The organism is Pseudomonas sp. R2-60-08W, assembly GCF_003852335.1.
Taxonomy (GTDB): Bacteria; Pseudomonadota; Gammaproteobacteria; order Pseudomonadales; family Pseudomonadaceae; genus Aquipseudomonas.
The window spans coordinates 5173933-5187296 of sequence record NZ_CP027731.1; the positions used below are offsets into that span (position 1 = coordinate 5173933).

Genomic DNA, 13364 nt, shown 5'->3' on the forward strand with positions numbered 1-13364 from the left:
GAACGCCTTAAGACTTGTTTGATACCGTCCAGATAGAGTGAATCGCCCCGAATCCCGGTATCACCTGGCCAGATCACTCCGTTGTTAAAGATGGTCGTGTTTTCCGCAAACACGAGTCCTATGCTACGCAGTGCGCGAACCCGTAGTACACGCTATGGGAATCAGTGACGCAGCTCGCTAACACACCATTCGCGTCGATGGTCGACGGAGTCCAAGGAAACTATGATAACGGCTTCGCCGAAACTATCCACGAGGAGCGGTCCTAGCGCTTTGTCGGATGGAGGCTCGGGCGCGTCTGGAGGCAGACTTCGCCAGTGCGGGAATTCGACGACTATGGATCTATACGCCTCGAAGCGCTCCACGCTCGCACCTGCAACACGCCCCCCTCTCGTTGAACGGCCACTGCCCTTCACTGTATATTAATACAGCTAATTATCCTCACCCTGCCCTGAAGCGACGATGAGCAAGCCAGCAAGCTGAATCTGCCTTTCAAAATGGAAAATCATGTCGATTTATTTGCCTTTCACAGAAAATAATTTCTTGGAACACGTCGATAACGTGATCAAAAAGTGGGGACGGTGCACGGCGCCGCTGTTCATCGAACAGGTCAGCAAAAGCGGCAAAATCACTGGAGCTGCTGATCTGATCGGATCCAGTTTTTTCGCAGTCCGAAGAGGCCATTATTTTCTAGTGTCCGCAGCCCATGTCTTCGAGGGGCAAGATCCTAAACGTCAGTTTGGCCTTAATATTAATGGCCAGGGAGCATTGCTAAACGGCATGCCAATCGTCAGGTGCATTGTAGATGACATCGCTGTAGCCCTTCTGCCTGAGACTTGGTTTATGAAGGCCAAGATCGAACGAATGAAATTCGTACCTCTTGACGATCTTGTAACCCACTACGTTCCAATCGGGCTTTGGGTTGCCGTAGGGTATCCAGCCTCAAAAAATGGGCTTAACCCGCGTCTTAACCAGACCCAAATCGTTACCCATGGAACGAGCTTCACTGAACGAATTGAGTCTCCTGCTGCAAAGTCGCACATCTCCAATGCTGTTGGCTTCCGCTTCGATAAGAAGCGCGCAATTGATACCAATAAGAAGCGCGCGAACCCTCCATGCTTCAGTGGGACAAGCGGAGGACCAATATTTGAAGTGCTAGCGGACGTGGAGTCTGACGGGGCATTCAGGTGGAAATGCCGCCTGGAAGGTATTTTTCTAGGCTGGCATAACCGAGAGAAAGAAGCACACGCGGCTCGTGTGCAGCCGGTAAAGGATCTGATGGACGCTATTATTGACCACATGAGTACGTAGGAGCAGTTCGATGCATAGTCTGCCAACGAACAGTTCAATACTCATGCCCAAAATGGAAAAGCATAAATGACTGGTTCAGACACCGAATTGGGGTGGGGTAAAGCTTACACGGAAGAAATCACTCGAATTTGAGTCAGGGGTAGCTCACGGGTGAACGCTATCGCTCAAATTTGAGCTAGGGATGGCTCAACCGTGAACGTTATTGCTCAAATGTGAGCTATGGGTGGCTCACCCTCCCAAATTTGAGCAAGGAGGGCTCAATTTCAGTCATCATCGTTTATGAAGCTTGCGCAGGCTCAACAAAGCGTGGACTCGCCCAAATTTTAGCCAGTTTCCGAAAGAATCCATTCACACTCACCTTTCACCTGATCCATAAGGGTTTCCAAAGCTGCAGAGTCTTTGATTGTGTATGCAATCGCCAAAACGGTCAGAGGGTGAACATTCAAAAATGCAGCAAGATCTTCGACTTTCTCAATGGTCGGACACTTCAGCCCCCTTTCGAGGGAGCTGAGATAGGTCCTGCTGCTGATTACACTAAAGTCTTCCTGGCTCATCCCCCTTCTATTGCGTATGAGTTTGAGAGCCGTTCCGAACGCAGGCTTCAGTTCCATGATCCATCCTAAAATGAAACATGAAGCCTCCGAGAACCCTATAGGGCTACAATCTATAGGACTCATTTTGCCAAGGAGCGTTTCTCATGTTCATCACCCCACGGTGGGCGCTTCTTAGCGAGCACGGTTCAGAAAGCGACGCGCTCCATTGGACTGCAGTCGAGCACACTCTCAATCTCCCATGGTTTTACCTAAGCCTGCTACGCGTCATACCGACCGGTACTAGAAAATCGATGATCCAGATAATGGATCCGACCCTCCTATGCAGACTAATACAGACAAGACCACCACACACAGTGATTGAAACAATAAAACTTGTTAGCCCAGATTATTTAAATGGGTCAGGAGACTGGAAGATGGAAACATTAGTAGAGCTAACTATTTATCACAGCAGCGCCTACGGCACCATTGAGGCATACTCAGTTGAAGGTGATAAAACTTACTATCTACCAGACAATCATATATCGGCTACAGACTTAATATCCAAGGCGACAGAAAAGCAGATCATATACAAAAAAAACACTATTTGAATCACATTTAGATGCGCAATGGTGCCATATCTATTATTTATATTTGGACCGACTTCCAAGTCTCAATACTGACTGCATCCAGGCGCCTGCCAACCGCATTTCCTTACGCAATGATTCCAACTCAACGGGGGTGAGTGTCTGTGATTGCTGTGAAATACAAATAGCTTCAACCTTTTCACTAGAAGAGCATAGACGTCTAACTGTTTCCGTTGTGCAAAAAACGTTTCCTTCGCGCCAACTGGAAATATATTTAAAAAACATCATATTTCATCCCTACCCAATGCATGCTTGCCAAGCTTACACCCTCCGTCTACCACTGCAAATTCAACCGAGAGATTTCAGCCTCGTAGAATCCCCATTGAAATCTGATCTTGATCAATCCATGGCAGCGCAAATAGACCTTAATTGGACTACCCATCCACACTAAGTCGCTCCATATAATTTAGAGAAAAGTCATTTTCACGCGGCTAAAACACTAATCGGTATTAGCATCCGAGCTCCCCACTGGAGGAATGGGGCTATCAAGGTGCTTAAGGATGCTCTCCGTGGTACGCAGGTTTGGAAGCCCCTCTCGCGAACCGCCAGACATATCAATGCCGCTCATCTGAGCGCCAAACCTTACCCTGATGGTGTAGGCTATTTGCTGCCATCTCAGCAGCCATTTGGCTTCACGATCCTTGTAGGTCTGTAGCTCCCTCTCAAGCTGCGCAACCCGAAGCACCAGCTCGTCAGCGCTCCGCGCCGCATTTTTCTGTTTAGCAGCCAGGCCACCTGCAAGAGACGCCTTGGCAGCGTCGAACGCAACCTTGATTTCAAGACGAGCATTCAAAGCCTGGCGCGTGAACCCAAACTGGTCTTCAAGCGTCTTCCACCGCAGGCCCGAACCCAGCTCACCTAAACCCCAGCGATCCAATTCCCTTACGATAGCTTTGACATCCCCCGAGTCCATCCTCTTACCAAATTTGCTCATGGCTGTGCTCCAAGTGCTTTCGCTTTGATGGCTTCAGCGTCCATCTGCAAATCAACCAGCATGGCGGTGAGGGTTTCGATTTTCTTCTGTGAATGGGCCATCCATTGGTGGCTCTCGCCCTGCCTATTCGATTGAGACTTGGTTATCGCATTCTCGTATTGAACGACCTCGATCTCGAAAGCGCGCACTACGCCTGCTTTCTTACCGTCGTTATCCTTCTCCCAGGAAAAATCCGAACATTTGGCATGGCATTCGAGATGATTCGGGCAAGGCGATTGCGACAGGTTACGCGTACACATACCGGTCCCAAGCTCATGGACTCCGGTAATCTTAGCCTTGAGATAAGCATCTTTGTACTCAACAGGAAGTTGGATGTAGTTGTCGGCCACCACTCCGCCAATCTTGCCTTCTCGAATTTTTTCTTGATAAATTAATGCTCTCTTTTCACGGGATGTGTGCTGATAAGCCTTTGTGTCATTTGCATACTTCCGCCCAAACCACTTAGTTTGTACGTAATCGCTCATTCCACCGTCATTCAAGAGAGTATTAATGGTGTGTCTAAAATCGTGGCTTGAGAAGTCGGGTTTGACGTTGCTTCCACCGTACTCGGACGCAAGCGGCTCAAGATGATCTCGTATAAATGTCGTGAACATTGAGTGGGTGACTGGTGCGACCACACACACAGAGACGCCCCCGGAAGACATACCCGCGTATCGCACGAAGAAAAGATCTTCTTGGTAATACACCTTACCGCTGGTAGCGATCCGGACAGGATCATTCAATCGTGGGTCAAACATGCTCTTGCAATAGGAAACTAAGGCCTGCTTCGTGGTGAAGCGAGATGGCTTAGCTGGACGAATGCCCTGAACTGTCAGCTTATCCGGATCTGGAAACGTGAGGCCATTTTTCGTAAGCCAACCCGCTGGGCGCAAGACATTGAAGCTAAAACCCAAGGCTTCAAGGTCGGCAATGTAGAATCGATGATCTTCAGCAAAAGGTACGATCCAACGTAGATCAGGGCCACCAGTGATCCGCATCTCCTGCGCTGTCGACCTGGCAGCTCCGGTAATATCTGTTAGCTCAGCGATTACGTCCTCAACAATCGAAACGGCATCAGTAGGAAGCCATGTTCTGTCAATGGGATGAGAGTTATCTCCTTTGCTTGTTTTCATCAAAAAAAAGCGTAAGTATTTTCTTCCTTCCGAGTCAAAGCCGACCCCCTGCAACGGCAGTGTAGCGATTTCGCTAAAACGCCTTCCAATGCACGCCAACAAAACGAGCATCAGGATGTACATCCGGTACTTATGGTTGCTCGGTACATGTTGGTACAGCAAACCAATAAGCTCAAACACCTCCAGGTTGATGAGTCGGTCCCCGGAGGTCTGTTCCAGGTTTTCAGGTGCGTCCAATCGTTTTTGAGCTGCACTACCGGCGTTTGCAGGGCGCTTCAGCCCAGAGTACTTATATTCAAACCTAACATTACAAAGCTGATTAGCGTCGCAATGCGCTGCGAATTCGTTTATAGCCTTATGTAGGTTATAAGCGGTTGACTCTTGGTAATCACTCGAAATGATCCTACATGCAGAATCTAAGTCTTCGGGCATCAGCTTTGATAACGGACGACTCGCTCCGCCTACGCAGTGACTTATATAACTTATGGCAGTTACAAATGTTTGCTGGTTGCTAATTTTTTGATTTGACCGGTGCGCCCGCAAACAAAAAAGAGATTTCGCCACAGCAGCCCAATCGCCTTCCATGGGCTGTTCGCCGATGTTAGGCGCGTGCCGAAAGTAGATGCTAGGAGAGCCAGAACGTTTAGCCGACAGTATTGTCATGGGGCCGGCTGTAAACTTCCACTTCGGCTCATCCCAGACAATACTTTCAAAACCGAGCATGCCGAGCATCTTCGCCTTTTCCACCAAAAGCGATAAGTTAGCGACACGATCTAGCTCAAGCTTGCTTAAGAACGCTGCTACCTTTGCCATTATGTTGCTCCCGCTTTAACTTCTTTGCATTTCTCAACAACTTGAGCTACAGCGAAGATGATTTCGTCGAGCTGGCTGGCTATTCGCTTGTCAGCGGACTGAAATTTCTCTTCGCGCTCACTTATCAAATGTTCCAACACGGCTTGATGATCAGCTTCAAGGTAAGCCTGAAACTTTGGACATTTGTAACAGGAATACGGAGGGTGCAAGGAGCAAAGTGAGTGTTTCCCACACACGCCCAAATCGATGTTCGGAGCAGTCTCAATATAAACAAACGGAATATGCTTACCTATGTCTCCTTCATTTACGGCTTTCTGCCCGGGCGCGATGAAATCACCCTTGAAGAAACGGAGAATCTGCGCGTAAGGACCAATTAGCGCCTTGTCTAATAACTCTACGATATTGCCAGCCAGGTCAAAATAAACCTGTACGTGCTGAAGATCAGTATGGTCAAGAATCTGGGCCAGCTGCCGCTGCGTTGCCCCATCTTTAACTAAGTTTGTTGCCAACGTGTAACGAAGACGCCTAGGACTAAGATGTATCAACATCTTGGTCAAAGGCGATACTATACGATGCCTTAGTACGAAATTTTGAAGCAGCGTTGCAAAGTAACCAGACTCGTAATTGAAATATGCATCGCGCTGGCCTGACGCGGCAGCTGCCGTATTGATGTTGTGATTGAAAAATAACGGCCTGTCAAAACCTACAGGATCAACTCCCATCCAATCGAACGGTTCAATATCACGATTGACGGCGATTAGGTCTTGAATATAAGGCGCAAATTCCGTAGGGAGTTGCACCTCAACGAAGTCATCCCGAGGGCTCAACAGTCGTTTTTTGATTCTTGGGTATCTTATTACCCAGCACGGCTCATCTAGTCCTGGAGCTACGTTGATCAGATCGCTTTCTCGCAGCCACGACAGGTTCGCCGGGTTTCTACCGTGAGCAATGAACAATGCCAGTGCAGCTCGCTGCTCGCACTCTGCGACATCGGCACAAGTCGTAGTTTGAAGAGCGTTGTAGAGTGGCTGCAATTCATAGATACGATGAAGTGGACCGGCATCTACGTCTTCGTTTTTAACCGCCTCCCCCTTGGGACCTCCGGGTATTTTGAGAGCTTCCAACACGCTGCCATATTCGGCATTGAAGCCTATTTCACTTAGGTACTGGCATCCCCAGAGATACCACGACTTAGCACGCGAGACTTGATATAGCTTATGGTCTCGTCTCGTAGTTGCTATCATTCGCTCGTAATAACTAACCAGCTCAACCTCAAAATCGGCAATTTCTTCCCGATTAAACTCAGGATAAGGCAAAAGAAGAAACCTATGACAATCTACCCAAGTGGTGTAAGCATAGCCCGCCGACGAGGTTCTCATCACATACACACAGTAACGCATCAGTGCATACCGAAACCTCAAATTACGTATACGTTGAAACTTAAGTGTAGCGTATCTGCCACTGGTCGTTGGCATGTGCCATTGTAAACCACTCGTGTCAACTACATGTCCTTCTCTGCTTATAACAGATTTAGGAATGGACTCCCACAGCTCAGCTTCATCAGGCTGAGGTCTAAACGCTTGACTCATCACTGGAGTACTCCAAGAAAGTTTCCATTAATGTATCATGATATTTAGATTGAACAGCGGTGGCCTGGCGAATGATCTCACCAATGATATACACCTCTTGAGAACGCACGCTACTATCACCCCTTAAGTACGCCAAAACCTGTTTACGCTCATCTTCAGGAACGCCACGCTCAGCCATTTCACGTTCAGTTCTACTAGAGTATGTATGCCGTAGGGCCTTAGGAGTTAGATTTGGAGGTAACGCTTGCTTGAACTTCTCGCGGATAATCTGAAAATAATTAGACACGCTATTTCCATGCAACGGGTCACCCTCATCTGAAACAATCAAATAGTTGTGATCTTTTCCAAAGCGCTCCATAACGCTTTCGCGATGAACTTCAATGTACTCTTCAATCAGGCGTATGAGCGTAGGCGTTTGCATTATCATGTCTCGACCATTCCGCTTGACTCTAGGCCGGGGGCTCCTTACATCATTCGGATCCGAGACACGCCTTAAGACACGCAGAGCAGTGACGCCACCAAACTCGACATCTCCTACTCTAAGAGTCAAAAGCTCTGCTGGTCTTAAACCAAAGGTCAGCATAATCATCACAATGATGAAGTTCCTAAATCTTACATGTTCGTTTAAGCCATACGCTTCTGGATTTCTAAAATCTACACACCAAATGAGAGCTGTTACTTGATGATCCCGCAGGCCTTTAGTAATAGATTTATTCTGGGGAGGATTATTGATTTCTTGATCGCTGAGAACTTTATCGACATGCTCTTTGTGTGCTTGAATTCTGAGAAGCGCGGGATCTCCAGACTCCATCGCCCCCATCTTGAATCGAAAACACCACCCCATGAATTGCCGCACAGTGATCAGGCGCAATTTATATGTCAGAGGTGACACGGCTACCTTCTTGCCCTGATTTATAGAAATCCCCCCCGCTTGCAAGGCGGGGACCTTCACCGCTATGCGTAGGTGCTCACAGAGACTTCCCGCTAACTCAGCCTCGGTAAACATGCGGTCACCAGCCATGCATGCACCAAGATCAATGCGAAGAGAATCAAGCCAAGCAAATAGAATCGCCAACTCCCTGAGGTTTCTCGTGAGAGTGTTAGGGCTTAGGCCTCGCCTTTGCAAGATCCACTCATTTGCAAGCGGAACCGGCAGGCCATCATCGTCAAGGAGGATTGGCAGGTTCAACCCAGAAGGATGTCGTACCATTTTCACATCCACAGCACACTCCTCCTTTACGTTTAGTAATGTAGACTTTTATCTCTACACTCCTCTCTTGTGTAGTTAAATTATTTGTAGCTTTACACCGGGCAAAAAAAAGCCCTCTTAGCTTTACAGCAAAGAAGGCTTTGGCTTACTCACGTAAGGTAATGATTTAGGTACTTAAACCCGCCGAGCCAATCAATCACCTTTACGCTTTGCTTTTATGTAGGTTAGAACGGGATATCGTCATCAAAGCTGTCGAAATCCGGAGCTGGCTGCGGCGCGGCCTGTTGTGGCGCTGGACGCGACTCACGCTGCGGCTGCTGGCTTGGCTGCGGACGCGATTGCTGTGGACGCGGTGCCGAGTTGGACATGCCGCCCTGGCCCTGTTGGTCGCCCTGTGGACGGCCGCCCAGCAGTTGCATGGTGCCTTGCATGTCGACCACGATTTCGGTGGTGTAACGCTTGATGCCGTCTTTTTCCCACTCGCGAGTCTGCAGTTTGCCTTCGATGTACACCTGCGAACCTTTGCGCAGGTACTCACCGGCGATCTCGGCAACCTTGCCGAACATCGACACGCGGTGCCATTCGGTTTTCTCGACCTTCTGGCCAGTCTGCTTGTCGGTCCACTGTTCGCTGGTCGCCAGACTCAGGTTGGTCACGGCGTTACCGTTCGGCAGGTAGCGAACTTCGGGATCCTGGCCGCATGTACCGACCAATATGACTTTGTTAACCCCACGGGCCATAACGTTCTCCTAGGCTGGGCGCGCTGTCGGCACTGGGTTGACCAGTTGCTCGAGCGTCGCGCGATCCAATAATTCGGTGTCCAATTTGATGTAAATCGCAGCTTCTTCCGCGATCACTACTGCATCCGTTACTCCAACGACGGCCTTGAGGCGCTCGGCCAGGCCAGCTTCGCGCATCGCTTCAGGCGATAACGGCAGGCGCAGGCTCGTCACATACGGAGGTTCGCGCATGGTAACAGCAAAGGCCAGCCAAAGTGCAGCCAGCCCGGCGCATCCGAGGAACACAACCGACAAACCGCCATGCTGGAACATCCACCCGCCCATGATCCCACCCAGCGCCGAACCGAGGAACTGGCTGGTGGAATACACGCCCATCGCCGTGCCCTTACCGCCGGCCGGTGAAACCTTGCTGATCAGCGAAGGCAATGACGCCTCCAGCAGGTTGAACGCGGTGAAGAACACCACCGTACCGATCACCAGCGCCCGCAGGCTGTCGCCGAACTGCCAGAAGAATAGTTCAGTGAGCATCAATGTCGCGACGGCGCCGAGTAAAACTCGTTTCATTTTGCGTTTCTTCTCGCCGTAGATGATGAACGGGATCATGGCGAAGAACGAAACCAACAGCGCGGTCAGGTAGACCCACCAGTGCTGCTCCTTGGGCAACCCGGCTTTTTGCACCAGGGCCAGGGGCAAGGCGACGAAGCTGCACATCAGCATTGCGTGCAACACGAAGATACCTAAATCCAGGCGCAGCAGGTCCGGATGCTTGAGGGTCGGCAACAGCGCCTGGCGCGCGACCCCGGATTCACGGTGCTGCAGCGTGCCGGTAGAGCGCGGCACCATAAAGGCCACGATCACGATACCGAACAACGCCATGCCGCCGGTGGCAAGAAACAACCCATGCAGGCCGAACGCGCGCGTCAGCAGCGGGCCGACCACCATTGCCACGGCAAACGACAAACCGATGGTCATGCCGATCATGGCCATGGCCTTGGTACGATGCTGTTCGCGGGTCAGGTCCGACAGCAGCGCCATTACCGCGGCGGAAATCGCCCCGGCGCCCTGCAGGATACGTCCGGCGATCACGCCCCAGATCGAATCGGACTGCGCCGCGAGCACACTGCCGAGGGCGAACACGATCAGCCCCAGGTAAATCACCGGGCGCCGGCCGATACGGTCGGAAATGATGCCGAACGGAATCTGGAAGATCGCCTGGGTCAGGCCATAGGCGCCGATCGCCAGGCCGATCAATGCGGGGGTCGCGCCGGCGAGATCCATTCCATAGGTCGCCAGCACCGGCAACACCATGAACATGCCCAGCATACGGAAGGCGAACACCAGGGCCAGACCGCTTGCCGCTCGGGTCTCGCCGCTACTCATGCGTTCGCTATGGGGATCGTGCATGGAAAAACCTCGTGTGAACCGGCGGCGATTCTACCAGTCCCATCGATTGAGGGGGTATATGCGGCGCTTTGCCGCGCAGCTTTCATGTAAGGCTGCAAGCGGCCTTTTGACAGTGTATATTCATCCAGTCTTTAGCCGTATACTCCGGCATTATTTACGCCCGCCGTGCGAGGCCATCTTGGACAAGATCCTGATTCGTGGGGCTAGAACCCACAACCTGAAGAACATCGACCTGACCCTGCCCCGGGACAAATTGATCGTTATCACCGGCCTGTCCGGCTCGGGCAAATCGTCCCTGGCGTTCGACACGCTGTACGCCGAAGGCCAGCGGCGCTATGTGGAATCGCTGTCGGCCTATGCCCGGCAGTTCCTGTCAATGATGGAAAAGCCCGACGTCGACACCATCGAAGGTTTGTCGCCGGCCATTTCCATCGAACAGAAGTCGACGTCCCATAACCCGCGCTCCACCGTGGGCACCATTACCGAAATCTACGATTACCTGCGCCTGCTGTATGCACGGGTGGGTATTCCCCGCTGCCCGGACCACGATATTCCGCTGGAAGCCCAGACCGTCAGCCAGATGGTCGACCTGGTCCTGACCCAGCCGGAAGGTGCCAAGCTGATGCTGCTGGCGCCCGTCATCCGCGAGCGCAAGGGTGAGCACCTGTCGGTCTTTGAAGAGCTGCGGGCGCAAGGTTTCGTGCGCGCCCGCATCAACGGCAAGCTCTATGAGCTGGATGAAGCGCCGAAGCTCGACAAGCAGAAGAAGCACTCCATTGACGTGGTAGTCGACCGCTTCAAGGTACGTGCCGATCTGCAGCAGCGCCTGGCGGAGTCGTTCGAGACCGCATTGAAGCTGGCAGACGGTATTGCCCTGGTGGCACCGATGGACGACGAGCCGGGCGAAGAGGTCATCTTCTCTGCGCGCTTTGCCTGCCCGATCTGCGGCCACGCCATCAGCGAGCTGGAACCCAAGCTGTTTTCCTTCAACAACCCGGCCGGCGCCTGTCCGACCTGCGATGGCCTGGGCGTTAAGCAGTTCTTCGACATCAAGCGCCTGGTCAATGGCGAACTGACCTTGGCCGAGGGGGCGATACGCGGCTGGGACAGGCGCAACGTCTATTACTTCCAGATGCTGGGGTCGTTGGCGTCCCACTATAAGTTCAGCCTGGAGGTGCCGTTCAACCAATTGCCGGCTGACCAGCAGAAGGTCATCCTCAATGGCAGTGGTTCGCAGAATGTCGACTTCAAATACCTGAACGACCGGGGCGATATCGTCAAACGTTCGCACCCGTTCGAAGGCATCGTGCCGAACCTGGAACGTCGCTATCGCGAGACCGAGTCGGCTAGCGTACGTGAAGAACTGGCGAAATTCCTCAGCACCCAACCTTGCCCTGATTGCCGCGGCACTCGCCTGCGCCGTGAAGCGCGGCATGTGTGGGTTGGCGAGAAGACATTGCCGGCGGTGACCAACCTGCCAATCGGCGATGCCTGTGAATACTTTGGCGTGCTCAAGCTGACCGGCCGCCGTGGGGAGATCGCCGACAAGATCCTCAAGGAAATTCGCGAGCGTCTGCAGTTCCTGGTCAACGTCGGCCTGGACTATCTGTCGCTGGATCGCAGTGCCGATACCTTATCGGGGGGCGAGGCGCAGCGGATTCGCCTGGCCAGCCAGATCGGCGCGGGGCTGGTGGGCGTGTTGTACATTCTCGACGAGCCGTCGATTGGCTTGCACCAACGTGACAATGATCGCCTGCTGGGTACGCTGAAACACCTGCGGGATATCGGCAACACGGTGATTGTGGTCGAGCACGATGAGGACGCTATTCGCCTGGCGGATTACGTCGTTGATATCGGCCCGGGGGCTGGCATACATGGCGGGCATATTGTCGCCGAAGGCACACCCGCCGAAGTGATGGCTCACCCGGACTCCCTGACCGGTAAATACCTGTCTGGCCGGGTCAAAATTCAAGTGCCGGCCAAACGTACCCCACGCAACAAGAAGATGGCCTTGCACCTCAAGGGTGCCCGTGGCAACAACTTGCGCAATGTGGACCTGGAAATTCCACTGGGCCTGCTGACCTGTGTGACCGGTGTTTCGGGTTCGGGCAAGTCGACGCTGATCAACAACACGCTGTTCCCGTTGAGTGCTACTGCCCTGAACGGCGCCACTACCCTGGAAGCGGCGGCCCACGACAGCATCAAGGGCCTGGAACACCTAGACAAGGTGGTCGATATCGACCAGAGCCCGATTGGCCGTACGCCGCGCTCCAACCCAGCGACGTATACCGGGCTGTTCACGCCGATTCGCGAGCTGTTTGCCGGCGTTCCGGAATCCCGCTCGCGGGGTTATGGGCCGGGCCGCTTCTCGTTCAACGTCAAGGGCGGTCGCTGTGAAGCCTGCCAAGGCGACGGCTTGATCAAGGTAGAGATGCACTTTCTGCCGGATATCTACGTGCCGTGCGACGTGTGCAAGAGCAAACGCTATAACCGCGAAACCCTGGAAATCAAATACAAGGGCAAGAACATCCACGAAACCCTGGAGATGACCATCGAGGAAGCTCGGGTGTTCTTCGATGCGGTTCCGGCGCTGGCGCGCAAGCTGCAGACGTTGATGGATGTTGGCCTGTCTTATATCAAGCTGGGGCAGTCTGCGACCACGCTATCGGGTGGTGAAGCGCAGCGGGTGAAGTTGTCGCGTGAGTTGTCCAAACGAGATACGGGCAAAACCCTGTATATCCTTGATGAACCCACCACGGGCCTGCACTTTGCCGATATTCAGCAACTGCTGGACGTGCTGCACCGCTTGCGTGATCACGGCAATACCGTGGTAGTGATCGAGCACAACCTGGACGTGATCAAGACGGCCGACTGGCTGGTAGACCTTGGACCGGAAGGCGGTTCCAAGGGCGGTCAGATCATTGCGGTCGGTACACCGGAACAAGTCGCCGAAATGTCACAGTCCCATACTGGCTACTACCTGAAGCCGTTGTTGGAGCGTGACCGGGCCTGATTTA

Annotated in this window: 10 protein-coding genes; 3 read left to right on the plus strand and 7 right to left on the minus strand. The window is 52.5% G+C overall.

Translation table 11 applies throughout. The features are described 5' to 3' along the window. Nucleotides 1-504: 504 nt before the first annotated feature. Nucleotides 505-1308, plus strand: coding sequence for a hypothetical protein (locus C4J90_RS23625; RefSeq protein WP_124420950.1), 804 nt, complete (start codon nt 505-507; stop codon nt 1306-1308). Between the two features lie 323 nt (nt 1309-1631). On the opposite strand, the gene C4J90_RS23630 is transcribed toward C4J90_RS23625, so the two are convergent. Further along, on the minus strand, nt 1632-1919 hold the full coding sequence (locus C4J90_RS23630) for a helix-turn-helix domain-containing protein (protein WP_124420951.1): 288 nt from the start codon (nt 1917-1919) through the stop codon (nt 1632-1634). Between the two features lie 356 nt (nt 1920-2275). Here C4J90_RS23630 and C4J90_RS26960 point away from each other — a divergent pair, with 356 nt between their 5' ends. Next, nucleotides 2276-2449: a hypothetical protein gene (locus tag C4J90_RS26960; protein ID WP_164488028.1), complete on the plus strand. Its 174-nt coding sequence runs from the start codon at nt 2276-2278 to the stop codon at nt 2447-2449. Nucleotides 2450-2924: 475 nt separating this feature from the next. Here the strand turns inward: C4J90_RS26960 and C4J90_RS23635 are convergent, their stop codons facing one another. The 6 genes from C4J90_RS23635 to C4J90_RS23660 all read right to left on the minus strand — a co-directional run bounded on the left by C4J90_RS23635 (nt 2925) and on the right by C4J90_RS23660 (nt 10347). Then, nucleotides 2925-3419 (minus strand): protein kinase, encoded by a 495-nt coding sequence (locus tag C4J90_RS23635; protein WP_124420952.1) that lies wholly within the window; start codon nt 3417-3419, stop codon nt 2925-2927. Continuing rightward, nucleotides 3416-5404 (minus strand): integrase, encoded by a 1989-nt coding sequence (locus C4J90_RS23640; RefSeq protein WP_124420953.1) that lies wholly within the window; start codon nt 5402-5404, stop codon nt 3416-3418. Before C4J90_RS23640 ends, C4J90_RS23635 begins: the two co-directional genes overlap by 4 nt. Continuing rightward, on the minus strand, nt 5404-6804 hold the full coding sequence (locus C4J90_RS23645) for a tyrosine-type recombinase/integrase (protein ID WP_164485274.1): 1401 nt from the start codon (nt 6802-6804) through the stop codon (nt 5404-5406). Before C4J90_RS23645 ends, C4J90_RS23640 begins: the two co-directional genes overlap by 1 nt. A 172-nt stretch (nt 6805-6976) precedes the next feature. Then, nucleotides 6977-8215, minus strand: a complete 1239-nt coding sequence (locus C4J90_RS23650; RefSeq protein WP_124420955.1) for a site-specific integrase — start codon at nt 8213-8215, stop codon at nt 6977-6979. 212 nt (nt 8216-8427) lie between these two features. After that, on the minus strand, nt 8428-8943 hold the full coding sequence (locus C4J90_RS23655; protein ID WP_003232445.1) for a single-stranded DNA-binding protein: 516 nt from the start codon (nt 8941-8943) through the stop codon (nt 8428-8430). 9 nt (nt 8944-8952) lie between these two features. Continuing rightward, nucleotides 8953-10347, minus strand: a complete 1395-nt coding sequence (locus C4J90_RS23660; RefSeq protein ID WP_124364611.1) for an MFS transporter — start codon at nt 10345-10347, stop codon at nt 8953-8955. A gap of 178 nt (nt 10348-10525) precedes the next feature. On the opposite strand from C4J90_RS23660, the gene uvrA reads away from it, so the two are divergent. After that, nucleotides 10526-13360: an excinuclease ABC subunit UvrA gene (gene uvrA, locus C4J90_RS23665; RefSeq protein ID WP_124405420.1), complete on the plus strand. Its 2835-nt coding sequence runs from the start codon at nt 10526-10528 to the stop codon at nt 13358-13360. Nucleotides 13361-13364: the final 4 nt, after the last annotated feature.

Coding starts and splice junctions, on each gene's coding strand:
- C4J90_RS23625 (WP_124420950.1), top strand. CDS start 505: ATGTCGATTTATTTGCCTTTCACAGAAAATAATTTCTTGGAACACGTC.
- C4J90_RS23630 (WP_124420951.1), bottom strand. CDS start 1,919: ATGGAACTGAAGCCTGCGTTCGGAACGGCTCTCAAACTCATACGCAAT.
- C4J90_RS26960 (WP_164488028.1), top strand. CDS start 2,276: ATGGAAACATTAGTAGAGCTAACTATTTATCACAGCAGCGCCTACGGC.
- C4J90_RS23635 (WP_124420952.1), bottom strand. CDS start 3,419: ATGAGCAAATTTGGTAAGAGGATGGACTCGGGGGATGTCAAAGCTATC.
- C4J90_RS23640 (WP_124420953.1), bottom strand. CDS start 5,404: ATGGCAAAGGTAGCAGCGTTCTTAAGCAAGCTTGAGCTAGATCGTGTC.
- C4J90_RS23645 (WP_164485274.1), bottom strand. CDS start 6,804: ATGCGTTACTGTGTGTATGTGATGAGAACCTCGTCGGCGGGCTATGCT.
- C4J90_RS23655 (WP_003232445.1), bottom strand. CDS start 8,943: ATGGCCCGTGGGGTTAACAAAGTCATATTGGTCGGTACATGCGGCCAG.
- C4J90_RS23660 (WP_124364611.1), bottom strand. CDS start 10,347: ATGCACGATCCCCATAGCGAACGCATGAGTAGCGGCGAGACCCGAGCG.